21 protein-coding genes, 3 tRNA genes and 1 other annotated feature are annotated in these 23,737 nt (G+C 55.1%); of the genes, 12 read left to right on the forward strand and 12 right to left on the reverse strand.

From position 1 onward, the window contains the following. Nucleotides 1–50 precede the first annotated feature (50 nt). Nucleotides 51–148 (forward strand) — a sequence feature (Trp leader region). A gap of 22 nt (nt 149–170) precedes the next feature. Genes aroF through WDB70_RS08355 form a run of 8 tightly spaced genes read left to right on the forward strand, consistent with a single transcriptional unit; the run spans nt 171 to nt 7,810 of the window. Continuing rightward, nucleotides 171–1,184, forward strand: a complete 1,014-nt coding sequence (aroF, locus tag WDB70_RS08320) for a 3-deoxy-7-phosphoheptulonate synthase (protein WP_406663307.1) — start codon at nt 171–173, stop codon at nt 1,182–1,184. Next, nucleotides 1,181–2,689 carry an anthranilate synthase component 1 gene (locus WDB70_RS08325; RefSeq protein ID WP_406663309.1) on the forward strand — a complete coding sequence of 503 codons (1,509 nt, stop codon included), beginning with the start codon at nt 1,181–1,183 and terminating at the stop codon, nt 2,687–2,689. The genes aroF and WDB70_RS08325 overlap by 4 nt, the downstream gene beginning before the upstream one ends. Beyond that, entirely contained in the window at nt 2,686–3,267 is a 582-nt protein-coding gene (locus WDB70_RS08330; protein ID WP_406663311.1) for an anthranilate synthase component II, read from the forward strand. Before WDB70_RS08325 ends, WDB70_RS08330 begins: the two co-directional genes overlap by 4 nt. Continuing rightward, nucleotides 3,264–4,274 (forward strand): anthranilate phosphoribosyltransferase, encoded by a 1,011-nt coding sequence (gene trpD / locus WDB70_RS08335; RefSeq protein WP_406663313.1) that lies wholly within the window; start codon nt 3,264–3,266, stop codon nt 4,272–4,274. The genes WDB70_RS08330 and trpD overlap by 4 nt, the downstream gene beginning before the upstream one ends. Next, nucleotides 4,258–5,601 (forward strand): bifunctional indole-3-glycerol-phosphate synthase TrpC/phosphoribosylanthranilate isomerase TrpF, encoded by a 1,344-nt coding sequence (trpCF, locus tag WDB70_RS08340; protein ID WP_406663315.1) that lies wholly within the window; start codon nt 4,258–4,260, stop codon nt 5,599–5,601. Before trpD ends, trpCF begins: the two co-directional genes overlap by 17 nt. Further along, complete coding sequence (trpB, locus tag WDB70_RS08345) at nt 5,598–6,785, forward strand: tryptophan synthase subunit beta (protein WP_406663317.1); 1,188 nt, start codon at nt 5,598–5,600, stop codon at nt 6,783–6,785. The genes trpCF and trpB overlap by 4 nt, the downstream gene beginning before the upstream one ends. Continuing rightward, nucleotides 6,772–7,554, forward strand: a complete 783-nt coding sequence (trpA, locus tag WDB70_RS08350) for a tryptophan synthase subunit alpha (protein ID WP_406663319.1) — start codon at nt 6,772–6,774, stop codon at nt 7,552–7,554. Before trpB ends, trpA begins: the two co-directional genes overlap by 14 nt. Before the next feature lie 31 nt (nt 7,555–7,585). Next, nucleotides 7,586–7,810, forward strand: a complete 225-nt coding sequence (locus tag WDB70_RS08355) for a DUF3820 family protein (RefSeq protein WP_406668048.1) — start codon at nt 7,586–7,588, stop codon at nt 7,808–7,810. Between the two features lie 45 nt (nt 7,811–7,855). On the opposite strand, the gene WDB70_RS08360 is transcribed toward WDB70_RS08355, so the two are convergent. Both WDB70_RS08360 and WDB70_RS08365 read right to left on the reverse strand, forming a co-directional pair. Continuing rightward, nucleotides 7,856–8,065, reverse strand: coding sequence for a cold-shock protein (locus tag WDB70_RS08360; protein WP_406663321.1), 210 nt, complete (start codon nt 8,063–8,065; stop codon nt 7,856–7,858). A gap of 207 nt (nt 8,066–8,272) precedes the next feature. Further along, complete coding sequence (locus tag WDB70_RS08365; protein ID WP_406663323.1) at nt 8,273–9,355, reverse strand: peptidase C39 family protein; 1,083 nt, start codon at nt 9,353–9,355, stop codon at nt 8,273–8,275. Between the two features lie 167 nt (nt 9,356–9,522). On the opposite strand from WDB70_RS08365, the gene WDB70_RS08370 reads away from it, so the two are divergent. Next, a complete protein-coding gene (locus WDB70_RS08370; RefSeq protein WP_406663325.1) occupies nt 9,523–10,941 on the forward strand; it encodes a RimK family protein in 1,419 nt (472 codons plus the stop codon). Between the two features lie 33 nt (nt 10,942–10,974). Further along, nucleotides 10,975–11,514 (forward strand): septation protein A, encoded by a 540-nt coding sequence (locus tag WDB70_RS08375; RefSeq protein WP_406663327.1) that lies wholly within the window; start codon nt 10,975–10,977, stop codon nt 11,512–11,514. 214 nt (nt 11,515–11,728) lie between these two features. On the opposite strand, the gene ppiD is transcribed toward WDB70_RS08375, so the two are convergent. From ppiD to WDB70_RS08420, 9 genes are all read right to left on the reverse strand, one after another. Then, nucleotides 11,729–13,612 carry a peptidylprolyl isomerase gene (ppiD, locus tag WDB70_RS08380; protein ID WP_406663330.1) on the reverse strand — a complete coding sequence of 628 codons (1,884 nt, stop codon included), beginning with the start codon at nt 13,610–13,612 and terminating at the stop codon, nt 11,729–11,731. 56 nt (nt 13,613–13,668) lie between these two features. Next, nucleotides 13,669–13,745 (reverse strand) — tRNA-Asp (locus tag WDB70_RS08385). Between the two features lie 61 nt (nt 13,746–13,806). Next, nucleotides 13,807–14,079, reverse strand: coding sequence for a nucleoid-associated protein HU-beta (hupB, locus tag WDB70_RS08390; protein ID WP_406663332.1), 273 nt, complete (start codon nt 14,077–14,079; stop codon nt 13,807–13,809). Nucleotides 14,080–14,303: 224 nt separating this feature from the next. Continuing rightward, nucleotides 14,304–16,658 (reverse strand): endopeptidase La, encoded by a 2,355-nt coding sequence (lon, locus tag WDB70_RS08395; protein ID WP_406663334.1) that lies wholly within the window; start codon nt 16,656–16,658, stop codon nt 14,304–14,306. An 86-nt stretch (nt 16,659–16,744) separates the two neighbouring features. After that, the gene (clpX, locus tag WDB70_RS08400; RefSeq protein WP_406663336.1) at nt 16,745–18,016 is read right to left on the reverse strand and encodes an ATP-dependent protease ATP-binding subunit ClpX; all 1,272 of its coding nucleotides are present in this window, start codon (nt 18,014–18,016) and stop codon (nt 16,745–16,747) included. 76 nt (nt 18,017–18,092) lie between these two features. Then, nucleotides 18,093–18,704, reverse strand: coding sequence for an ATP-dependent Clp endopeptidase proteolytic subunit ClpP (gene clpP / locus WDB70_RS08405; RefSeq protein ID WP_406663338.1), 612 nt, complete (start codon nt 18,702–18,704; stop codon nt 18,093–18,095). 83 nt (nt 18,705–18,787) lie between these two features. Then, complete coding sequence (tig, locus tag WDB70_RS08410) at nt 18,788–20,092, reverse strand: trigger factor (protein ID WP_406663340.1); 1,305 nt, start codon at nt 20,090–20,092, stop codon at nt 18,788–18,790. A gap of 252 nt (nt 20,093–20,344) precedes the next feature. Next, nucleotides 20,345–20,420, reverse strand: a tRNA-His gene (locus WDB70_RS08415). Nucleotides 20,421–20,430: 10 nt separating this feature from the next. Continuing rightward, nucleotides 20,431–20,507, reverse strand: a tRNA-Arg gene (locus tag WDB70_RS08420). A 162-nt stretch (nt 20,508–20,669) separates the two neighbouring features. Between WDB70_RS08420 and folD the strand changes: the two genes are divergently transcribed. Together folD and WDB70_RS08430 are read left to right on the forward strand one after the other, a co-directional pair. Beyond that, entirely contained in the window at nt 20,670–21,539 is an 870-nt protein-coding gene (folD, locus tag WDB70_RS08425) for a bifunctional methylenetetrahydrofolate dehydrogenase/methenyltetrahydrofolate cyclohydrolase FolD (protein ID WP_406663342.1), read from the forward strand. After that, a complete protein-coding gene (locus WDB70_RS08430) occupies nt 21,517–22,302 on the forward strand; it encodes an ion transporter (RefSeq protein WP_406663344.1) in 786 nt (261 codons plus the stop codon). Before folD ends, WDB70_RS08430 begins: the two co-directional genes overlap by 23 nt. Nucleotides 22,303–22,329: 27 nt before the next feature. Here WDB70_RS08430 and cysS read toward each other — a convergent pair whose 3' ends face one another. Continuing rightward, on the reverse strand, nt 22,330–23,703 hold the full coding sequence (cysS, locus tag WDB70_RS08435) for a cysteine--tRNA ligase (RefSeq protein ID WP_406663346.1): 1,374 nt from the start codon (nt 23,701–23,703) through the stop codon (nt 22,330–22,332). Nucleotides 23,704–23,737 lie beyond the last annotated feature (34 nt).

The raw sequence follows: 23,737 nt of genomic DNA on the forward strand, positions 1-23,737 counted from the left end.
TTCGTTTTGGAGCAATAAACAACATGAACACTATGGTAAGCAACATGAACATCTGGTGGTGGTGGCATTCCTGGCGTCAGGCGGGCTAGCTGCGCACGGTTGTTTACCAACAATCTTTCAAAGCCCGCTTTCAAGCGGGCTTTTTTGTTTTTAAATCAAGGAAATATCACATGATCATTGTACTAAAGCCACAAGCTACCGAAGCCGATGCTCAAGCCATTCTCAGCCGCATCGAAGCCAAAAACCTCAAGCCGCTGTATATGCCCGGTGTCGAGCGGATCGTGCTCGGCGCCATCGGTGATGAACGTATTTTGGCCGAGCTGAACCTCGAGGCAGACCCTATCGTTGAGGAGGTCAAACCTATCCTCTCCAAGCACAAGCTGGTCTCGCGCGAACTGCACCCTCACGATACACGTGTGCCACTGGGTAACACCCATATTGGCGGCGAACGTTTTACCGTTATCGCCGGCCCCTGCTCGGTAGAGTCCCGCGAGCAATTGCTGGGCATTGCTGAGGCGGTAAAAGCACTGGGCGCCGTGGCGCTGCGCGGTGGCGCATTTAAACCACGCACCAGCCCTTATGCCTTTCAGGGCCTGGGTCTGGAAGGCCTGAAACTGCTCAAAGAAACCAACCAGCTGCTGGGCCTACCGACCGTTTCAGAAGTGGTGAGTACCGAAGACGCAGAAATGGTCGCGGAGCATGTCGATATGCTGCAAATCGGTGCCCGGAACATGCACAACTACCGGCTGCTGGAAGTGGTTGGCCAGCTCGGTAAACCGGTCATGCTTAAGCGTGGCCTGGCCGCCACCATTGAGGAGTTCTTACTGGCCGCCGAATACATCGTCGCGCACGGCAACCCCCATGTGGTGATGTGTGAGCGCGGTATCCGCACCTTCGAGACTGCCACCCGTAATACCCTGGACCTCAACGCCGTGGCACTGCTCAAACAAAAAACGCACCTGCCGGTCGTCGTGGATCCGTCGCACGGCACCGGTGTTCGCGAGCTCGTGATCCCGCTGTCACGGGCGGCGGCGGCGGTCGGCGCCGATGGCATTATCGTTGAAGCGCACCTGAATCCGAAAGAAGCACTGTCTGATGGCCACCAGGCCTTAACCGCTGAAATGTTCGCGCAGCTGATGCGCGAGCTGGCGCCCTTTGTCACCGCCGCCGGGAGACGCCTGTGAAACCGGCCTTTTTACGCTTGCGCCTGAACGCCTGCCCGGACCCACTGGCGGCTTATCGCACCTTGGCTGTAGGCCAGCACAGCCTGTTGCTGGAGTCGGCCGAGCCCAGTGCCGGTAACGCCACCCAGAGTCTGATCATGATGGATGCGGCGCTGCAAATCGTGGCGCAAGACAACACCGTCACCATTACCGCACTGACCGCCAATGGCCAACTGCTGTTGCCAGCGCTGGCCGAACAACTGGGTTGCGAGGTACATGACGATCGCCTGTGTTACCAGGCACCCCGCCCTGATCCGGAACTCGATGAAGACAGCCGCTTGCAGGCAGCGTCAGTGTTCACCCCGGTACGAGAACTGCTGGCGCTGCTGCCACAAGATCCCGATTTGCCTTTTAACTCACTGGTGGCAGGCCTCTTCGGCTTTGATCTGGTGGCCAGCCTGGAAACCTTACCCACTGTCAGCAATGACACCCAGGTTCCCGACATGTGCCTGTATCTGGCCGAAACAGCGCTTTATCTCAACCACCGCAACCAAAGTGCCACCTTGCTGGCACTGGCACTCGGTGGCGAAGGTTCGGCCAGCTATTTTGAGTTGTCACGACGGCTGGCGCGCTACCAGCAAGCCTTAAGTAACGTGATGCCTTTGCCGGCGCTCAGCACTGACGACACCACCGAGATACAAGTGCAGCCGGATGACCGCACTTTCCAGCAGCAGGTTGCCACCCTCAAGGAGCACATTCTTGCCGGTGACTGCTTTCAGGTCGTGCCGTCGCGCCGCTTCAGCGCGCCTTGCCCGGCGCCGCTGATCAGTTATCAGGCATTGCGCGGGCAAAACCCCAGCCCTTACATGTTCTACCTCAATGCGAGCACCTTTATTTTGTTCGGCGCCTCACCGGAAAGCGCCCTGACCGTTGACAGTGGCTCCCGCGCGCTAGCGCTCTACCCCATCGCCGGCACCCGGCCACGGGGCCAGGATGCCGATGAAGACGGTCGCTTCGAACTGGAAATGCGTCTGGACGACAAAGAGCAGGCGGAACATCTGATGCTGGTGGACTTGGCCCGTAACGATGTGGCGCGGGTGGCGGAGCCGGCCAGCCGTACGGTGACCGACCTGCTAAAAGTGGACCGCTATGAACGGGTCATGCATTTGGTTTCCCGGGTACAGGGCTTTTTACGGCGCGATCTGGATGCCCTGCACGCCTACCAGTCAGCTCTGAACATGGGCACTCTAACCGGTGCCCCGAAAATCATGGCCGCCCGGCTCATTCGCCAAACCGAAGGCTACCGCCGCGGCGCCTATGGCGGCGCCATCGGTTATCTAACCGCCCGTGGCGATATGGATAGCGCCATTGTGATCCGCTCAGCGGTGGTGGAAAACGGCATCGCTACCGTTCAGGCCGGCGCCGGCGTGGTATTTGATTCCGAGCCACAAAGTGAAGCCGATGAAACCCGTCATAAGGCCGCCTCGGTGCTGCGTGCCCTCAGAGCCCGGGAGATCACACCATGATCATTTTGCTCGATAACCAGGATTCCTTTACCTATAACCTGGTGGACGATTGCCGCCGTTTGGGTGAGCAGGTGCGAATTTACCGCAATACCGTATCGGTTGGCACCATCGTCGCACAACTTGCCGCACACCCCGATGCGGTGTTGCTGCTGTCGCCGGGTCCAGGCACCCCCGCGCAGGCCGCAAACCTGATGCCGCTGCTGGCTACGACGCTTGGGCGCTTCCCGATACTGGGTGTCTGCCTTGGCCACCAGGCGCTGATCGAACACTGCGGTGGCAGCTTACGCCGCTCCCCGCTGCCACGGCATGGCAAAGCCTTTCGTCTGCAAACCGAACCCCACCCGCTGTTTACCGGCGTGGCGGACTCACCGTTGGTGGGCCGTTATCACAGCCTGGTGGCCAGTCAGGTACCCGAGGTATTAACCGTGCTGGCAACAGCTGAAGATCAGATCATGGCCGTCAGCCACCGGCAGGCGCCGGCCATTGGCCTGCAATTTCACCCGGAATCACTACTGACCCGCGACGGCCACCGGCTATTGGCCAATGCCCTGACATTGCTGCGAGGAGGAAAGCCATGAGCCTTGACACACTGCTTTCGGGCCAGTCATTAAATGCCCGGCAAGCACAGCAACTGTTTGCCACCATGGCGGCCGGCCAGCTCGACCCACTGGCCTTGGCGTCGGCGCTGACGGCCATGAAAGTCCGTGGCGAAACCAGCGATGAGTTGCAGGGTCTTGCCAATGCTCTGCTGGCAGCAGCCAATCCTTTTCCTCGCCCTGACGGCGACATTGTCGACTGCTGCGGTACCGGCGGTGACGGTGCCAACACCCTGAACATTTCCACTACTGCCGCCTTTGTTGCGGCTGCCGGCGGTGTCAAAATCGCCAAACATGGCAACCGGGCTGTGTCATCTCAGTCTGGCAGTACCGATGTGCTGGGCGCACTCGGTGTTGGCGTACAGGTGCCGCCGGCGCTGGCACGCCAGGCGCTTGATGACGTCAACCTGTGCTTTTTGGCAGCGCCGCAATACCACCCCGGCATTGCCCACGCCATGCCCGTGCGCCGGGCATTGAAAAGCCGTACGCTGTTTAATCTGGTGGGGCCACTGGTCAACCCGGCGCGGCCAAACCGTCAGTTACTGGGGGTTTACGATCCCGCATTACTGGAGATGGTCGCCGATACCCTGTTGGCGCTGGGAGTAGAGCATGCACTGGTGGTGCACGGTAGCGGCCTGGACGAGCTGGCCCTGCATGGGCCAACCGATGTGATAGAACTGAACGCCGGGCAAAAACAGCGCTATCAACTGACGCCGGCAGACCTCAATTTACCGGAAGCGCCTCTGGAAGCCCTGGCCGGTGGCGATGCCGCTTTTAATGCAGCGGCGATGGCAGCCTTGCTGGCTGGCGACTGCCACTCGGCCTATGGCCAGGCCGTAGCCGCCAATGCTGGCGCCCTGTTTTATCTGGCCGGGCGCGCCCGCGATCTGCCCCAGGGCGTGGCCTTCGCTCGCCAGGTACTGGAAAGTGGCCAGGCATTATTGACGCTTAACCGTCTCAAGGAGCTGTACCGTGGCGACCATTCTTGAACAAATCGTGCAGCAAAAGCGCCAAGATCTGGCGGCATTAAAAGCCCGCTACCCGAAGGCAGAGAGCAGCCCATTGCCCCCTTCAAGCCGTTCCTTGGCGGCCAGCTTGCAACAAGGCAGCGGCTTTATTCTGGAATGTAAAAAAGCCAGCCCGTCAAAGGGGCTTATTCGCGCCGACTTTGATCCCCTTACTCTGGCGCAAACCTACGCGCCTTACGCCAGCGCCATTTCGGTGCTCACCGACGAGCCGTATTTCCAAGGCCACCCGGACTACTTGGCAGCCGTTGCGCAGCAGGTCGATAAACCGGTGTTGATGAAAGATTTTTTCATCGACCCGATGCAGGTGCGCCTAGCCCGTTACCTTGGCGCCGACGCCATTTTACTGATGCTCTCCATACTCGACGACCACCAGTATCAACAGCTGGCCGCACTGGCTGGCGAGCTGGGTCTTGATGTGCTCACCGAGGTTGCCAATGAACAAGAGCGAGATCGGGCGGTAGCATTGGGAGCCGCCATTATTGGTATTAACAACCGCAACCTCCATGACATGAGCATCGATTTAGCTCGCACCCTCAGCCTGGCTGCAACTATTCCGGCTGATCGCATCATTGTCAGTGAATCCGGCATTCGCAGGCATGATGATGTGCGCCATCTGCGCGGCATCGCCCAGGGCTTTTTGGTGGGCTCCGAGCTCATGGCACAGGCCGATGTTGACCTGGCTTGTCGCCGCCTCATTTATGGTGAACACAAGGTCTGCGGCCTGACCCGCCCCGCCGATGCCCGGGCTGCCTATAATGCCGGCGCCTGCTATGGCGGCCTTATTTTTGCCGCCAGCCCGCGCCAGGTTACCCTGGCTGAAGCCGCCGTCATCAAGGCAGCAGCACCTCTGGCCTATGTCGGCGTCTTTGCCAACAGCAGCGTCGACACCGTGGCCACAGTGGCCAAACAGCTGCAACTGCACGCCATTCAGTTGCACGGCGATGAAGACCAGCAGTTTATTACCGCCCTGCGCCAACACTTAGCCTTACCTATTTGGAAAGCGGCCAGTATCGACAACCCAGACCCCGCCGGGGCTGACCGGCTGGTACTGGACAGCCGCCACGCGGGCCAGTTCGGCGGCACCGGCCGTACCTTTGACTGGCAGCAGTTTAAAGGAGCCGAGGTACCAGTAATGCTGGCCGGTGGCATTGGCCCCGATAATGTTCAGGCTGCACTTGGCATACCCGGCATTCGCGGCCTTGACCTCAACTCACAACTGGAATCAGCGCCGGGCATCAAAGATCCCGCGCTGATACGCCTGACATTTGAACGGATGAAACTAGCATGAGTCGTTTTTCTCCTTATTTTGGCGAGTTTGGTGGCACCTTTGTGCCGGAAATCCTCGTTCCTGCCCTGGAGCAGCTGACCGAGGCATTTGAAGAGGCCGTGACCGACCCGAGCTTTCAGCAGCAATTGGGCGAGTTGCTGAAACACTTTGCCGGCCGGCCAACACCGCTGTTTGAAGCCAGCAAACTAAGCCCTAACCCCAAGGTGCGTATTTTTCTCAAACGGGAAGATTTACTCCATGGCGGCGCCCATAAAACCAATCAGGTACTGGCGCAGGGTTTGTTGACACAACGCATGGGCAAGAAAGAAATCATTGCCGAAACCGGCGCCGGTCAGCATGGGGTCGCCACCGCCATGGTGGCGGCATTGCTCGGTCTCAAGGCACGCATTTACATGGGCGCCAAAGACTGCGAACGCCAGCAACCCAATGTCTATCGCATGAAGTTGATGGGCGCAGAAGTGATCCCGGTACATGCCGGCTCCGGCACCCTCAAAGACGCTGTTAATGAGGCCCTGCGCGACTGGGCCGGTAATTACGATACGGCGCACTACCTGTTGGGTACGGCCGCCGGGCCGCATCCGTTTCCACACCTGGTACGCGAGTTTCAGCGTATTATCGGCGCCGAGGCCAAAGGCCAGATGCTTGACGCCATAGGCCGGTTACCCGATGCCGCCATCGCCTGTGTTGGTGGCGGCTCCAATGCCATTGGTCTGTTTGCCGACTTCATTGACGAGGCGGCGGTCGAGTTGATCGGCGTTGAGCCTGGCGGCGAAGGCCTTGATAGCGGCAAACATGGAGCCCCCATTCATTTGGGACGTACCGGCATCTTACACGGCATGAAAAGCTACCTGATGCAGGACAATAATGGCCAGGTACAGGAATCACACTCTATTTCAGCTGGCCTCGACTACCCTGCTGTAGGGCCACAACATGCATTTTTGGCGCAAAGTGGCCGCGCTCAGTACGTTGCCGTCACCGACCAGGAAGCCATCGCCGCTTTTAAAGCACTGTGCCGCAGTGAAGGAATCATCCCGGCCATCGAGTCCGCCCACGCCCTTGCTTACGCCATAAAACGCGCGGAAGCGGCCACTGAAGAAGAAGTTCTGCTGGTCAATCTGTCTGGCCGCGGAGATAAAGATCTCAACACTATCATGAGCTTGGAGGCCACCCATGCAGCTGTATGACAACCTGTTCAGCCGCCTCAGGGCAAAAAAGGAAGGGGCCTTCATTCCATTTCTGACACTCGGAGATCCTGACCCTGAGCGCTCTTTTGCGCAGCTGTGTACCCTGATAGACAACGGCGCCGATGCGTTGGAGCTGGGCATGCCCTTTTCTGATCCAGTGGCCGACGGCCCCACCATTCAGGCCGCCACATTACGGGCGCTGGCAAGTGGCACCACACCCGCGCTGGCACTGGCGCTGATCAAACGCCTGAAAACACGCTACCCGCATGTGGCCATTGGCCTGCTGACTTACGCCAACCTGGTGTTCAGTCGCGGACTCAGCGCTTTTTATGAAGAAGCCCGGGCGGCTGGCGTCGATTCAGTATTGGTGGCCGATGTACCGGTCAAGGAGTCAGCCCCGTTTATCGCAGCAGCCAAAGCCGCCGGCGTCGCCCCGGTATTGATTGCCCCGCCCAATAGCTCAGATGCCACCCTCAAAGCCGTTGCTGAGCACAGCGAAGGATATGTTTATCTGGTTTCAAGAGCCGGTGTTACCGGCAGTGAAACGGCAGCAGGCCAGCCTATTGAGCACATCATCAGGACTTTGCGCCGATACCAATCAGCGCCGATCGTCCTGGGGTTTGGCATCAGCACTGGCGAACAGGTTAGAGCAGCGCTGCAAGCAGGCTGTGATGGTGCTATCAGTGGCAGTGCCACAGTGCTGGCAGCAGAAAAAGGCACCGCAGCACTGGCAGCCTTTGTGCGTGACATGAAAGCCGCCAGCCGGTAAAAAAGGGCTTCGGCCCTTGTTGATGGTAATGATGGACAAAGCAACCTTGCTGAAACTGGCCCGTACCGACATGCCCTTCGGCAAGTATGCGGGCCGGCCGCTGATGAAACTCCCCGAAGAATACCTGTTGTGGTTTTCTCACAAGGGGTTTCCCAAAGGTGAGTTGGGGCAACTGATGGCCATCGCCCTGGCGCTGAAAATCGAAGGCCTGGACAACATTCTCGAACCTTTACGTAATGGCTGCAAACAGCCATAAAAAAAGGATGCCCTAGGGCATCCTTTTTCGTACGTAAGCGTTGACTTAGGCAACAGTTACGTTAGCAGCTTGCGGGCCTTTTTGACCTTGCTCGATATCAAAGGCAACTTGTTGGCCTTCTTTGAGTGAGCGGAAGCCGTCAGCCTGGATAGCACGGAAGTGAACGAATACGTCGCTGCCGCCATTTTCCGGGGTGATGAAGCCGTAGCCTTTTTCTTCGTTAAACCACTTAACGGTACCAGTAGTCTTGGACATGGGTGTCTCCTGAATGTTTTGTGCGCCTCGCTGGCGCGGTAGAACAAATTACTTGATGATGACAAACCGCGAGGTGAAGCTTCAGGAAGGCACCAGTGCCTGCAAAACGAAGTATCAAATCTTGATTGTTACATTAAGTAAAGCTGCGGCGAATCCTAGCACAGGCATCGCCATCAGCAAGTAATATTTACTGTTTTCATAAAAAATTCACTGTAGAAACAGTGCAGCCGAGTACTGGCGGCGTCCCAGACGGCTCATTTTCAGAAAACTGGCCAGCGGTACTGGAATAGCAATGTTGTCCAGCTCACTGCTGTTGTCTGCCAGGTCTGGGTCGTGAAAGTAAACAAAGCGTTGGTCGCAGGCCACCACCAGTACCCAGTGCGGGGCTTTCTGATTGTGCATGCGGTAGCTGGAAATCAGTACCAGAGCCAGGCCACCGGCGACCAAATGCCGCTCCAGGGCATCCAGTTCCAGACGCTGGCAGATACGGGGCAATTGCCTGGCCCGCATCTGTTGCACAAAATCCTGATGCACAATGCTCATAATGCGCTTTTTCTCAGCCTGGCGAACGCCATCAAGAAAAGGCACCAAGGTATCGGAAACACACAGTGTCACTTCCAACCCCTGACTGGCGGCCGCCAGCGCCAATCCCTCACCAGAGCAACCGCCATGACCGGAGGTCATATAGATGGTGGTGGCATGACGCCACAACGAAAGCTCATCATTAATGGTGGGCTTGTAGCGCTTTTTCAGGGCCGAAAAGGCCATCAGTAAACAGGCTGGCCCGCAGGTAAAAGACGTTTGCTGGGCATAAAAAGGTACTTTTAAGCTGCCTGCTGGCAGCGTGCCTCGCAGGCGTTTTTCCATCCGTAAGCCGTTGCCGCCATCCTGATAATAAGCCAGTAGTGGGGCGATGGTCCGGTAACCACAACTTTCATACAAACTGATGGCCGCCTGATTTTGCTGATGCACTTCCAGACGAATGGCAACGGCGCCTTCAGCCAGTGCGGCGGATTCCAGTTGCGATAACAGTTGTCGCGCCAGCCCGCGGCCACGGGCCAGCGGTGAAACCGCCAACGAGTACAGCCGCGCCAGTGCCGTGCCTTTTTTTAACAGCAATACCGCCGCCGCCAGCAAGTCACCCTGCTCTTCGACAATCCAGACCTGGCCATGCGCTTCTGTCAGCAAATAACGCCAGCGCCGCCGGTCAATCCGATCATGGGTAAACGCTTGCTGCTCCAGGGCAAACAGCGCATCACGATCGGCCATGTTGGCAAGACGACATTTCATGGCAAAACTCCCAGTAAAAGGTCACTCATCTTGACGCTAGCCGCCACAATAGACCAACGAACAAAACTGATGCTCAGAACAAGTAATTCTTGTTGGCTTCGCTACCGGCACAGGCGCAAGCTAGCGGCCATAATTGGCTAGCCAGCCACATGGCAATGGAGCATGTAATGACCCAACTTTCGATCCTCGTAAAAGACAAAAAACAGTGGGGAGCCCTTTATCCCAGCGAGGACGTACTGACCGCTCGCGAGTATCTGAAACAACACGCCAGTAAAAATACCGACAAAGTGCAGGTATTGAACCTCACCGGTAGCTATCGCTACCTGGGTGAAGGTTATTATTGCTCATTGCTGGCTGAAGCCCGGGGCCACCGCGTATTGCCTTCTGTGGCCACCCTGAACGACCTGGCCAGCCGCAGTCTCTATGGCCCGCAAATAAAAGCCCTGAAAGCGCCAACGACGGCCGCCAACCACTTTCGGATCTTTTTTGGCCGAACCCTGGCTCCGGAGCATGCCGAACTGGGCTTGCAGCTCTTTGATCGTTTTCCCGCGCCAATTTTAGAAGTGGAAAGCCATGACGGAGTGATAAGCCGTGTCAAAGCCAAAGGCCTCAATGACCTTAGCGATGAAGAAGAAACCCTGTTTGCCGAGGCGCTTGATGGCTTCTCCAATAAAGTATGGCGGGTAAAAAAGCCCAAGCGTCACTACCGTTTCGACCTGGCCATGCTGGTCAATCCAGACGAAGCGCTGCCACCGTCCAACCCGAGTGCACTGAAACGCTTTGTGCGGGCCGGCCGTACCCTCGGCGTGCAGGTTGATCTGATCACCGACAAACAAGCAGCCCGGCTGGCCGAATACGATGGCCTCTTTATTCGTGAAACAACGGCTATTGACGGTGCCAGCTTTCGGCTGGCCCGGCGGGCTGAAAACCTCGGCTTGGCGGTCATTGACAGCCCACAGGCGATTTTACGCTGCACCAATAAAATTTATCTGGCGGAACGGCTTGAGCAGGCCCGCATTGCGATGCCGAAAACGCGCATCGTGCCTCGCAACGATGCTCAGGCATTGGCCGCTGCGGCGGAGGATCTGGGCTTTCCACTGGTGATGAAAATCCCCGATGGCTCATTTTCCCGTGGCATTGTCAAAGCCAGCAACATGGATGAGGTTCATCAGCATGCCCAGCAGTTTTTCCGCCAGACGGCCCTGATCCTGTTGCAGGCCTATTGTTATACCGAATACGACTGGCGCGTCGGCGTACTGAACAAGCAGCCATTGTTTGTTAGTAAATACTACATGAGCCGCGGGCACTGGCAGATCTATAACCATAGTGGCAGCAAAACCCAGTCAGGGGGCTTTGAAACTTTGCCACTGGCAGCCGCGCCTAAAACCGTGGTGGAAACCGCTGTGAAAGCCGCCAATATGATGGGCGACGGCCTGTTTGGAGTTGACCTGAAAGTAGTGGATGGCAAAGCACTGGTAATAGAAGTCAATGACAACCCTAATATTGATGCGGGTGTTGAAGACAAAGTGCTGGGTGAGCAGCTTTACCTGACCATCATCCAAGAATTCATTAAGCGCATGAGTTAACGTAGACTGTTCGGCAGTTTTGAAGGAGGAAGTATGGGTCTTCTGGAATACCTGCCGATTATTATCTTTTTTATTGTCTTTAAGCTCACGGACATCTACCTGGCCACCGGGGCTCTGATGGCCGCCTCAGCGGCGTTGCTGGCGGTACTCAAACTGCTGGGTAAAAACATCAGTAAACAGCAGTGGTGGCTGTTTGCTGCGATTGTTGTGTTTGGCGGCCTGACGCTGGCATTTCGTGATCCGCTCTTTTTAAAATGGAAAGTGACATTGGTGTATGCCGCTTTCGCACTGATCCTGGTGACTGGTGTGCTAACTGGCCGCAATCCGGTCAAAGCCATACTCGGAAAGGAAATGACCTTACCAGCGCCACTGTGGAACAAGCTAGCCTGGGGTTGGGCCGGCTACTTTTGCGCCATGGCGGTACTTAACCTGTACATTGCCTATAACTATTCTCAGGATCTGTGGGTCGACTTTAAACTGTTCGGTACCGTTGGCCTGGGTCTCATTGCTGCTGTGATAACCGGCATGGTGATTTACAAGCATCTACCCGATGATGAAAAAGACCCCTCTTAAGCTCTCAACAACAAAAAAGCCCCGTTACGGGGCTTTTTTGTTGTCTGGATAAAACCCTAAGCACCACACTCTTCACTCACAGGCCTGATATAGGAGCTGTACTTTAGTAAGCCGGTAAGGCTGGCCCCACAATGAAAAAGCCACCTACGCAGGTGGCTTTTAATGAAGCGAGTAGTGCTATCGTCAAAAAGCCCCGGCGTTACCGGGGTTTTGATCAACGCTCCAAAGAGTAGACTTTGACGTCAGCTTCTTTGCGTAGCGCCTCGACAAACTGCTGATTGGCAGCATTAACCCGCTGCTGCTGCAGCTGTTTTTGCCACATCTTGATGATGCTGTCGTCATCTTTACCGGCAGTATACGGGTGAATCGCCGTGACTTGCACAACGGCACTGTCGCCCGATGCCATGTTCACCAGCTCAGACTCACCTTTGCTTTGTGCAAACAAGGCGTTAACAATGCTGGACGGTACTTTCTGATCATTGCGGTTTACAGCTTTGTAGTCGCTGTAGTTCAGCTGGTGCTGCTGCAGCAGACTGTCAACCGGCTTACCATCGTTGATAGCATCAAGCAGGCTCTGGGCAACCGCTTTGGCTTTCGCCTCAGCCTTTTCCTTGGTCAGGTTGGCCTTGATAGCATCCTGTACCTCAGCAAGCGGCTTACGGTGAGCCGGCTTGTAGTCTGCAGCACGCACTACAAAGATATGCTCTGGTGCCACTTCAATGACTTCAGAGTTGATTTTGTCTTGCAGGACTGAATCAGAAAAGGCCGCATCCAGTACTTTCGGGTAATTGACTTCCTTGGGCGGCTGCGCCTTGGTGAACAGCTCGGTGTGCTGTACTTTCACACCAGCCGCATCAGCAGCTTCTTGCAGACTGTTGGCATTTTCAAAAGCCAGTTGCTCAATCTTGTCCTGCTTTTTGTAGAACAGATCGTCAGCCGCTTTTTTCGCCAGCTTGTCACGTACCTGATCTTTGACTTCGTCCAGCGACTTTACGGCGCCAGGCTTAATACCCGTCAGTTCGATCAGGTGATAGCCGAAGGATGACTTGATTGGGCCAACCACTTCACCAGTCTTGTTGATGGCAAACAACGCCTTATCAAAGGCTTTGTCATAAACCCCTTTTTCGTTCCAACCCAGATCGCCGCCTTTTTTGGCACTGAAAGTATCAGCGGATTCTGCTTTGGCAACGTCAGCAAAACTCTTGCCGTTGTTAATTTCGGCCAGCGCTTTTTTCGCTTTCGCTTCAGCGTCCTTACCGGTAAAGAGAATATGGGATGCCCGGCGCTGTTCAGGGCGCATAAACTGATCTGTATTGTCTTTGTAGTAGGCGGCGATCTGCTGGTCCGTCACTTTGACATCTTTTTTCAGATCATCGGCTGACAACTCCAGGTAATGCAGAGCGACCTGTTGCGGCGCCATGTACCCGGTTTTGTTTGCGTCATAGCGTGCTTTAATGTCCGCGTCAGTGACCTCAACCTTATCGCTAAAGTCAGCCGCTTTAACAATCACTGCCTTGCCATCACGCGTTTGCCGAGCGGCCTCATACAGTGATTTGGCTTCACTTGGCAACACAATCGCGGTTTGCATCACCGCGTCGACAAACTGCTGACGCGCCAGGTCAGCCCGAACCAACTCCGAAAAATGCGTTGGTGACATGTTCTGGTTATGCAGCACAGCCAGGTAACGTTCATTATTGAACTTGCCGTCCACTTTAAAGGCGTCGAAGTCCCGAATGGCATTTTTCACTTGTTCATCAGACACTCGTAGCCCCATATCCGCAATGGCTGAGGCGACCAGTTTCTGGTTAACCAGCTGCTGCAGGGCTCCTTTGCGCATCTGCTGAACAAAGCCGTCATTGCCGGCAAGTTGTTTGAACAAGCTGGGGTTCTGAGACTCCATACGCGCCCGTTCGTTTTGGTAGGCCCGCTCCAGCTCATTGCGGGAGATGGACTGACCGTTGACCTTGGCTACCGAATTACCGGCAGGACCACCACGCAGGTATGAGTACACACCGGTCAGGGCAAAAGAAAGGATAATGAGCCCGAGGATAATTTTTACAATCCAGCTCTGCGATCCTTCCCGGATCTGTTCCATCATGTTATCTGGTCTCTCTTATAAAAAAAGCGCATCGGATGATGCGCCCTTTGGCGAGTTGGCGGAGTGGACGGGACTCGAACCCGCGACCCCCGGCGTGACAGGCCGGTATTCTAACCAACTGAACTACCACTCCCCACATGTCCAAGGGCGCGCATCGGCGCCCTTTAACTGGTTACCCCGTTACGGGGTAACGCTCAGTTAACGGCGTCTTTCAGTGCTTTACCGGCCTTGAAGGACGGGATTTTAGCAGCTGCGATATTAATGGTGGCACCGGTTTGCGGGTTGCGGCCAGTGCGGGCAGCACGCTCACGAACAGCAAAAGTACCGAAACCAACCAGAGCGACAGAATCACCGTCTTTCAGGGATTCAGTCACTGCGTCAGTGAAAGCATCCAGTGCGCGGCTAGCAGCAGCTTTGGAAATATCGGCACCAGCGGCAATTTTATCGATCAGTTGTGATTTATTCACAATATCATCCCCTTCAATTGTTATTGTTGCCCCGCAGTTAAATTTCCCAGAAACTGCGGCCTAGCGGAGGTTTTATATCAAGCCTGCCTGTCCAGTGCAAGCACACAAAAGTATGCTTTCTCTATTGGGCAAAGCCTGACAGAACAGGCTCTCCAGCCAAACGACCAACCTAGGCTATACCAGAGCTAGGCCACTGGAAAGCCCCAAATGATAAAAAGTCTGGCTCAGACTGCACTTTGTGGTGAAAACCCGCTCGGATCCTCAGCCAAAGCCAGCTTCAGCACCTCGTCAATCCATTTTACCGGATGAATTTGCAGGTCCTGTTTGACGTTTTCCGGGATCTCCTGCAAGTCACGTTCGTTCTCATACGGGATCAAAACCTGCTTGATGCCACCACGATGAGCAGCCAACAGTTTTTCCTTCAAACCACCGATGCGCAGTACTTCCCCCCGCAGGGTAATTTCCCCGGTCATGGCCACATCGGCTCGTACCGGATTGCCGGTCAAACTGGAGACCAACGCGGTACACATGGCAATACCGGCGGAAGGGCCATCCTTCGGCGTTGCCCCTTCTGGAACATGGATATGAATGTCGCGTTTTTCGTGAAAATCGCTGTTAATTCGCAGCTTTTCGGCACGGTGACGTACCACTGTCATGGCCGCTTGAATAGACTCTTTCATCACGTCACCAAGGGAGCCGGTGTAGGTTAATTTACCTTTACCTGGCACACTGGCCGCCTCAATGGTCAGCAAGTCACCACCGACTTCAGTCCAGGCCAGGCCAGTAACTTGCCCTATACGGTTCTCGTCGTCTGCACGGCCATAATCGAAGCGTTGCACCCCCAGATAATCGTGGAGGTTGTCGCCATTGATGGTGACCTTTTTGATGGCCTTATCCAGCAGCAGTTTTTTCACCGCTTTACGGCATAAGGTCGACAGTTCACGCTCCAGGCTCCGCACCCCGGCCTCACGGGTGTAGTAACGAATGATGCCAATGATGGCACTGTCTCCAACAGTGAGCTCACCTTTTTTCAGACCATTACGGGTAATTTGCTTAGGCAGCAAATGGTTACGGGCAATATTGAGCTTTTCATCCTCGGTGTAGCCAGATAGTCGGATCACTTCCATACGATCCAGCAATGGGCCTGGGATATTCATGGAGTTGGATGTGGCAACAAACATCACGTCGGACAAATCGTAGTCCACTTCCAGATAGTGGTCGGCAAAGCTGCCGTTTTGCTCCGGATCCAGCACCTCCAGCAGTGCTGACGCTGGGTCGCCCCGCATGTCTGAGGCCATTTTGTCGATTTCATCGAGTAAGAAGAGCGGGTTACGCACCCCTACCTTGGCCATTTTCTGGATCAGTTTGCCCGGCATTGAACCAATATAGGTACGGCGGTGACCGCGGATCTCCGCTTCATCACGTACGCCGCCAAGGGCCATACGAACATATTTACGCCCAGTCGCTTTTGCTACCGATTGCCCCAGTGACGTCTTACCTACCCCCGGCGGACCAACCAGACATAAGATGGGGCCTTTGAGTTTGCTGGAGCGGGCCTGTACCGCCAGGTATTCCAAAATACGTTCTTTGACCTTCTCCAGGCCGTAGTGATCGGCATTGAGGATTTCCTCGGCCTTGGCCAAGTCTTTTTTCACCCGGGTTTTCTTCGACCAGGGAACCGACACCAGCCAATCGATATAAGAGCGCACTACCGTTGCTTCGGCTGACATTGGCGACATCATTTTCAGCTTCGACAATTCAGCACTGGCTTTAGTCTTGACCTCTTCCGGCATGCCGGCTTCATCAATTTTCTTTTGCAGCCCCTCAAATTCATCAGGGGTATCTTCCAGCTCACCCAGCTCTTTCTGAATGGCTTTCATCTGCTCATTGAGGTAGTACTCGCGCTGGCTTTTTTCCATCTGCTTTTTGACCCGGCTACGAATACGCTTTTCGATTTGCAGCAGGTCAATTTCGCTTTCCATCAACCCCAGCAGAAACTCAATGCGCTCGGCAACATTGGTGACTTCCAGCACCTGCTGCTTGTCTTCCAGCTTTATAGGCATATGCGCCGCCATGGTGTCAGCCAGGCGAGCCGGCTCATCAATACCCGAAAGGGATGTCAGAACTTCCGGCGGGATCTTCTTATTGAGCTTGATGTAGCCTTCAAACTGGTTGACGGCAGTACGCACCAGCACTTCCTGCTCCTGCTCGTCAATGGCTGCAGAGGTCAGGAACGTCACTTCACCGTGCAGGTAGTCATCATGGCTCTGCAAAGTATCAATGCGCGCCCGCTGGTTACCTTCGACCAAGACTTTAACCGTGCCATCCGGCAACTTCAGCATCTGCAAAATGGTCGCCACAGTACCAACCTGGTACAGATCAGCCAATTCCGGATCATCCTGGTCAGCATCTTTTTGCGCCACCAGGAAAACCTGTTTGTCTTGCTCCATGGCGGCTTCCAGGCAACTGACCGATTTGTCTCGGCCCACAAACAGCGGGATCACCATGTGCGGATACACCACCACGTCACGCAGTGGCAAAATAGGAATTTGAATGCGTTCCGAACGCTCAAGAGTCATGCTCTTCTCCATGGGGAAGCTGATAGGCTCAAGATGGGGACAGCCCCGAAAGATTTCAAGAAAAAACGGGGCTGTTGCCCCGTTTTTTACTGTGAGGACGCGACTTTGTCCTCGGAGCGGTAAATCAATATGGGTTTCGACTCGCCACGGATCACCGTTTCGTCGATCACCACCTTGTCTACATTTTGCTGACCTGGCAGGTCATACATAGTGTCCAGTAGCACCCCTTCGACGATGGAGCGCAGTCCCCGAGCTCCGGTTTTGCGATCCATAGCCTTCTTGGCGATAGCCTTTAGGGCATCGTCACGGAATTCCAGCTCAGTACCTTCCAGTGAAAACAATGCCTGATACTGCTTGGTCAAGGCATTTTTAGGCTCAGACAGAATCTGTACCAACGCCGCTTCATCCAGTTCATCCAGGGTTGCTACCACCGGCAGACGACCGATGAATTCCGGGATCAAACCATACTTGACCAGATCTTCAGGCTCTACCTGGCGGAACAGTGTCGATACCGAGGTTTTATCTTTTTCGCCACGCACTTGTGCGCCAAAACCGATACCTTTGGACGTTGCCACGCGGCTTTCCACCACTTTATCGAGGCCGGCAAAGGCACCACCGCAGACGAACAGGATCTTGGAGGTATCCACCTGCAAAAATTCCTGCTGTGGGTGCTTGCGCCCCCCTTGTGGCGGCACGGCAGCGACTGTGCCTTCGATCAGCTTCAGTAGTGCCTGTTGAACCCCTTCACCAGACACATCACGGGTGATGGAAGGGTTGTCTGACTTGCGGGAAATCTTGTCGATTTCATCGATGTAGACAATGCCACGCTGGGCCTTGTCGATATCGTAATCGCACTTTTGCAGCAACTTCTGGATGATGTTTTCGACATCTTCCCCCACATAACCGGCTTCAGTTAGCGTGGTGGCATCCGCCATCGTGAAGGGCACATCCAGCAAGCGCGCTAACGTTTCTGCCAGCAAGGTCTTGCCGGAGCCAGTGGGGCCGATCAGCAGAATGTTACTTTTACCCAGCTCCACATCATCATGGCTGGGATTATGTAACCGCTTGTAGTGGTTATAGACGGCAACCGCCAGAACCTTTTTGGCATGATCCTGACCGATGACAAAGTCATCCAGGTGCTCGCGGATCTCCCGCGGTGTCGGCAGGCTATCCTTGGCTTCGCTTGGCGCGATTTCCTTGATCTCCTCACGGATGATGTCGTTGCACAGGTCCACACACTCATCACAGATGAAAACTGAGGGCCCGGCAATCAGCTTGCGGACTTCGTGCTGGCTCTTGCCACAAAAGGAGCAGTACAACAGTTTGCCGTCGCCACCGCCTTTAGTGCTTTCCGTCATTAGTTACCTCATGCAGGGCAGGCTTCGCCTGCGCGGCTTTAAATCAAGTGTAGGACAAGCTCGGTTACAGCGATCTCTACCGTTGTGCGAGCACAGAGTCAATCAAGCCATACTCTTTGGCTTCATCAGCAGTCATGAAGCGATCACGGTCGGTATCCTGAGTCACCGTATCCAGATCCTGGCCAGTATGTTCGGCCAGTAAGCGGTTGAGCTTATCTTTAATAAAGAGGATCTCACGGGCGTGGATTTCAATATCCGACGCCTGCCCCTGGAAACCACCCAGCGGCTGGTGGATCATCACCCGCGCATTGGGCAGACAATGGCGTTTACCCTTGGCACCACCGGCCAGCAGGAAAGCCCCCATTGAGGCAGCCTGGCCAATACAGACCGTGCTGACATCCGGCTTAATAAACTGCATGGTGTCATAAATGGCCATGCCGGCGGTAACCGACCCACCCGGCGAATTAATGTAGATATGAATATCCTTTTCCGGATTTTCCGCTTCCAGGAACAACAGCTGGGCCACAATCAGGTTGGCCATGTGATCCTCAACCTGACCGGTCAGGAAGATCACCCGCTCCTTGAGCAGGCGGGAATAAATGTCAAAAGAGCGTTCACCACGGGAGGTTTGTTCCACCACCATGGGGACCAGGGCATTCACTGGATCATTCTCGGCGTAAAAATTCATTGAGGTTCCTGAAATGAAAATGGCTCGAGGGTTACTCGAGCCATTATAACGTTGCAATATGAAAGCAAGTCAACGAGGCAGGCTTAGCCCTGGCTTTCGTTGTTCATGATTTCATCAAAGCTGGCCGATTTTTCACTGACTTTGGCTTTTTCCAGTACCCGATCAATGGCCTGCTCTTCCAGTGCGAGGTTACGCATCTGCTCAAGCATTTCGCTGTTGTCGTTAAAATACTTGATAACCTCAGCCGGATCTTCGTAAGCGGAAGCCTGGTTTTCAATCAGCTGCTGTACGCGTGCGTCGTCGACTTTGATCTCTTCAGACTTGATCACTTCACCCAGCAGCAGACCGACCTGAACGCGGCGGCGAGCTTGCTCGTCGAACAGTTCAGCTGGCAATTCCGGCATGTTTTTAGCGTCACCACCGAAGCGGGTCAGCGCCTGGCGACGTAGGTTTTCGATTTCCTGCGCAACCAGAGAAGCCGGCAGTTCAACGTCGTTGGCCTTGACCAGACCGTCGAGTACCTGATCTTTGACCTTGTTACGAAGAACATTACTCAGCTCACGCTCCATGTTCTTGCGCACTTCAGCTTTAAGAGCTTCCAGACCGCCTTCAGCGATGCCGAACCGGGTCGCAAACTCATCGTTCAGCTCAGGCAGCTCCTGGGCTTCAACCTTGCTGATGGTAATCGCAAAGCTGGCCGCTTTACCTTTAAGGTTTTCCGCGTGGTAGTCTTCCGGGAAAGTAACATCGCTGGTGATCTGGTCGCCGGCTTTTTTGCCTTTGATGCCATCTTCAAAACCCGGGATCATCCGGCCTTTACCCAGCTCCAGGGCAAAACCTTCAGCCTTGCCACCTTCAAATTCTTCGCCGTCGATGGAACCAACAAAATCGATAGTAACGCGGTCACCATCTTCAGCCGCTTTGTCAGCCTCAACCCAGCTGCCATGTTGCTGCTGCAGGGTTTTCAGCATGTTGTCCAGATCAGCGTCAGTCACCTCAACAACCGGCTTTTCAACTTCTACCGTTTCCAGGCCCTTGAGCTCAACTTCAGGGTAAACCTCGAAAGTGGCGGTGAACTCAAAGTCACTACCGGTTTCGTCTTTGGTTACCGCAAAGCGCGGGGCGCCAGCCGGGTTAATTTTTTCCTGAACGATAGCGTCGATAAAATGACGCTCAACAACACGCTGGGTAACGTCGTTGCGAACAGCGTGGCCATAACGTTTTTTGATGATGCTGACCGGTACCTTACCTTTGCGAAAGCCATCAACTTTGGCACGTTTGGCTTCTTCACGCAGGCCAGCTTCAACAGCGCTGTCAATAGTGTCAGCCGGCACAGTGATGGTCAGGCGGCGCTCCAGGCCTTGAGTCGTTTCAACAGAAACTTGCATCGTTTTACCTCGATAATGTGATCATCGGCGCAGCCGGTGCGGCGCCTTTTGTAACTGCGAAGCACGGCCGCAGCCCTGCCTCTGTTATTCGTTCGAGCCAGGCAATTCAAGGCCTGGCCGAGTTTAGCGTACAGAATGACGCGCCATTATAGCGGCGCTTTTTAAGCGAGTCGAGGCGCGGGCGCCAGGCTGGCCAGAAAAGCAGCAATACAACAAAAAACCCGCCAATTGGGCGGGTTTTTCACAGTAATATGGGGTGGACGATGGGACTTGAACCCACGACAACCGGAATCACAATCCGGGGCTCTACCAACTGAGCTACGCCCACCATAATAAAGTGGCACGCCCTACAGGATTCGAACCTGTGACCGACGGCTTAGAAGGCCGTTGCTCTATCCAACTGAGCTAAGGGCGCAAATCCTTCAGACACGCACGAACAGGCCTGAAAAGCCGGCGCATCATACAAAGATGGTTATGACGGGTCAACCTTCAGATCAGCATGGTCTAAGCGCCGCTTCTTTGCGACAATATGACCGCCCTAGCCCGTTCAAACGATTTCCTGAAGGAAGATTGCTGCATGTCTGCTCAAATCATCGATGGTAAAGCGGTTGCCGCCACCGTACGGCTTAATGTCAAAGAGAAGGTCAAACTGCGTGTGGCAGCAGGCAAGCGTGCCCCTGGCCTGGCCGTGGTGCTGGTTGGCAACGATCCGGCGTCAGAAATCTATGTCGGCTCCAAACGTCGCGCCTGTGAAGAAGTTGGCTTTGTCTCCAAGTCTTTTGATTTGCCGGCAGACTGTACACAGCAAACCCTGCTGGCTCTGATTGACCAACTCAACGCTGACGACAGCATTGATGGCATTTTGGTACAACTGCCGCTGCCAAAGAGCATGGATACCACGCAAGTCCTGGAGCGGATCCGCCCAGATAAAGACGTTGATGGCTTTCACCCCTATAACCTGGGTCGCTTGGCACAACGGCTGCCGGCCCTGCGCCCCTGCACTCCCAAGGGCATCATGACGCTGCTCGAGTCCATTGACTTTCAGCCACACGGCAAACAGGCGGTGGTTATTGGTGCGTCGAATGTTGTTGGCCGGCCGATGACGCTGGAACTGTTACTGGCGGGCTGCACAACCACCACCTGCCACCGTTTCACCGAAGAGCTGCGGTCGCACGTGCAACGGGCCGATCTGCTGGTTGTCGCAGTTGGTAAAGCGGCTTTTATTCCCGGCGAATGGGTCAAAGAAGGCGCTATTGTTATTGATGTTGGTATGAACCGCCGCGATGATGGTTCTCTTAGCGGTGACGTGGAATTTGCTCACGCTGCCCAACGAGCCAGTTTCATTACCCCGGTGCCAGGTGGCGTTGGGCCGATGACAGTGGCAACCTTGATGGAAAATACCTTAGAGGCCTGTGAGCGCTTCCATGACGCTGAAGGACAAGCTTAACGAGATCATTTTTGGCTACAGCACCCCGGCCGGTAAGGCCTTTGATGTGGTGCTGATTGTCGCCATTGTCTTGAGTGTACTGGCCGTCGCACTGGATTCGGTGGCCAGTATTCACTACCACTGGGCAGGGGCATTGGCGGTACTCGAGTGGAGCTTCACGGTACTGTTCTCACTCGAATATGCCGCCCGGCTGTATTGCTCTTACCACCGCCGCCGCTACGTTTTCAGTTTCTATGGGCTGGTGGATCTACTGTCTATTTTGCCTACCTATCTGGCTCTGGTGCTGCCGGGCGCCAACACCCTGCTGATTGTTCGGGTGCTACGAGTACTGCGGGTATTTAGGATCCTCAAGCTCATCGAGTATTCCGAAGCCTCCCGGCGCTTGATAACAGCCGTTGTACAATCAGGGCCGAAAATTTTCGTTTTTTTCGCCTCCTTGATTGGTGCCATCACCGTTTTTGGCGCCTTGATGTACCTGATTGAAGGCCCGGAACACGGTTTTACCAGCATTCCCCGCAGTATGTATTGGGCTGTGGTAACCATGACAACCGTTGGCTACGGTGATATCAGCCCGCAGACGCCACTAGGTCAGACTATTGCCTCCATTGTGATGCTCCTGGGCTATTCGGTTATTGCCGTGCCCACCGGCATCCTGACCAATGAACTGGCCAAGCAGCGCTATAGCCGTCAATGCCATCATTGTGGCCGCGACGGCCACGATGCCGACGCTCGCTTTTGTCGCTTCTGCGGCACCCGCTTATAAAAAAGCCCGGCAAGTGCCGGGCTTTTTTCAGGCTTTTCGCCACTGGGTGCCGCCGGCGCCGTCTTCAAGCACTACGCCCATCGCCGTTAAGGCATCACGAGCAGCATCAGCGGCGGGCCAGTCTTTGTTTGCCCGGGCCTCATTACGCTGCACAATCAGCGCCTCAATTTTGGCGACATCCAAAGTATCGTCAGTACCGCGCAGGAAAGTCTCCGGCGCTTGCTCCAACAACCCGAGCAGTGCCCCCAGCGACTTCAGTGTGCTGGCCAGTACCGGCGCATCCGCGCTGTTGTCTTGCTTGGCTTTATTGAGCTCACGGGCCAGCTCAAACAACACCACCAGGGCTTCTGGGGTGTTGAAGTCGTCATCCATCGCCGCATCAAAGCGGGCCTGCCAATCGGCCTGAGGCTGGCCTTCGGTGCTGACACCACGCAGCGCTGTATACAAGCGCTCCAGACTGGCATGGGCCTGATTGAGGTTATCTTCGCTGTAATTAAGCTGGCTACGATAATGGCTGGTCAGCAGGAAATAGCGCACGGTTTCAGCGTCGTAGCTTTTCAGCACATCGCGGACCGTGAAAAAGTTGCCCAGCGACTTGGACATTTTTTCTTTGTCGACCTGCACCATGCCGGTATGCAGCCAATAGCGGGCAAAGGCTTCGCCACTGGCGCAGCAGCTTTGGGCAATTTCATTTTCATGATGCGGGAAGGTCAGATCTGAGCCGCCGCCATGAATGTCAAAGGCCTGCCCCAAATGCCGCGAAGACATGGCCGAACATTCAATATGCCAGCCAGGGCGCCCTTCCCCCCAGGGCGATGACCAGTGTGGCTCACCCGGTTTGGCCTGTTTCCAGAGCACAAAATCCAGCGGATCGCGTTTGCTTTGTTCTACACCAACGCGGGCACCGGCCTGCAAGGCATCCAGATCCTGGCGCGACAGTTTGCCGTACTCCGGGAAGGATTTGACGTCAAACAATACGTCTCCGTTGTCGGCCTGATAGGCATGGCCTCGGGCAATCAGCTGCGCCACCATGGCAATAATGTCGTCCATGTGGGTTGTAACCCGTGGCTCGATGTCGGGCGGCAGCAAATTCAGAGCAGCAAAGTCTTCGTGCATCAAGGCTGCAAAGCGCTCGGTCAGCGCGTTACAACTTTCACCATTATCACTGGCTCGCTTGATGATCTTGTCGTCAACGTCGGTGATATTGCGCACATAGGTCACCTCAAAGCCTTTGTGACGCAGATAACGGTTAATCACGTCAAAAGCAGTGTAAGTGCGGGCATGGCCGATGTGCATCAGATCATAAATGGTGATACCACAGACGTAGAGTGACACCTTTCCTGGAACCAACGGCGTAAAGGGTTCTTTTTCTCGGCTTAAGGTGTTGAAGACTTTCAGCATGACAACCAGTAAGTAAGATGAACATTATGGCCAT

This window comes from Gallaecimonas aegicerasi (assembly GCF_045291545.1).
In the GTDB taxonomy this organism is placed as follows: Bacteria; Pseudomonadota; Gammaproteobacteria; order Enterobacterales; family Gallaecimonadaceae; genus Gallaecimonas.

Excerpts from the sequence above, each read along its gene's own strand:
- aroF (WP_406663307.1), top strand. The coding sequence starts at position 171 with ATGATCATTGTACTAAAGCCACAAGCTACCGAAGCCGATGCTCAAGCC.
- WDB70_RS08330 (WP_406663311.1), top strand. The coding sequence starts at position 2,686 with ATGATCATTTTGCTCGATAACCAGGATTCCTTTACCTATAACCTGGTG.
- trpD (WP_406663313.1), top strand. The coding sequence starts at position 3,264 with ATGAGCCTTGACACACTGCTTTCGGGCCAGTCATTAAATGCCCGGCAA.
- trpB (WP_406663317.1), top strand. The coding sequence starts at position 5,598 with ATGAGTCGTTTTTCTCCTTATTTTGGCGAGTTTGGTGGCACCTTTGTG.
- trpA (WP_406663319.1), top strand. The coding sequence starts at position 6,772 with ATGCAGCTGTATGACAACCTGTTCAGCCGCCTCAGGGCAAAAAAGGAA.
- WDB70_RS08355 (WP_406668048.1), top strand. The coding sequence starts at position 7,586 with ATGGACAAAGCAACCTTGCTGAAACTGGCCCGTACCGACATGCCCTTC.
- WDB70_RS08360 (WP_406663321.1), bottom strand. The coding sequence starts at position 8,065 with ATGTCCAAGACTACTGGTACCGTTAAGTGGTTTAACGAAGAAAAAGGC.
- WDB70_RS08365 (WP_406663323.1), bottom strand. The coding sequence starts at position 9,355 with ATGAAATGTCGTCTTGCCAACATGGCCGATCGTGATGCGCTGTTTGCC.
- WDB70_RS08370 (WP_406663325.1), top strand. The coding sequence starts at position 9,523 with ATGACCCAACTTTCGATCCTCGTAAAAGACAAAAAACAGTGGGGAGCC.
- WDB70_RS08375 (WP_406663327.1), top strand. The coding sequence starts at position 10,975 with ATGGGTCTTCTGGAATACCTGCCGATTATTATCTTTTTTATTGTCTTT.
- ppiD (WP_406663330.1), bottom strand. The coding sequence starts at position 13,612 with ATGATGGAACAGATCCGGGAAGGATCGCAGAGCTGGATTGTAAAAATT.
- lon (WP_406663334.1), bottom strand. The coding sequence starts at position 16,658 with ATGACTCTTGAGCGTTCGGAACGCATTCAAATTCCTATTTTGCCACTG.
- clpX (WP_406663336.1), bottom strand. The coding sequence starts at position 18,016 with ATGACGGAAAGCACTAAAGGCGGTGGCGACGGCAAACTGTTGTACTGC.
- clpP (WP_406663338.1), bottom strand. The coding sequence starts at position 18,704 with ATGAATTTTTACGCCGAGAATGATCCAGTGAATGCCCTGGTCCCCATG.
- tig (WP_406663340.1), bottom strand. The coding sequence starts at position 20,092 with ATGCAAGTTTCTGTTGAAACGACTCAAGGCCTGGAGCGCCGCCTGACC.
- folD (WP_406663342.1), top strand. The coding sequence starts at position 20,670 with ATGTCTGCTCAAATCATCGATGGTAAAGCGGTTGCCGCCACCGTACGG.
- WDB70_RS08430 (WP_406663344.1), top strand. The coding sequence starts at position 21,517 with ATGACGCTGAAGGACAAGCTTAACGAGATCATTTTTGGCTACAGCACC.
- cysS (WP_406663346.1), bottom strand. The coding sequence starts at position 23,703 with ATGCTGAAAGTCTTCAACACCTTAAGCCGAGAAAAAGAACCCTTTACG.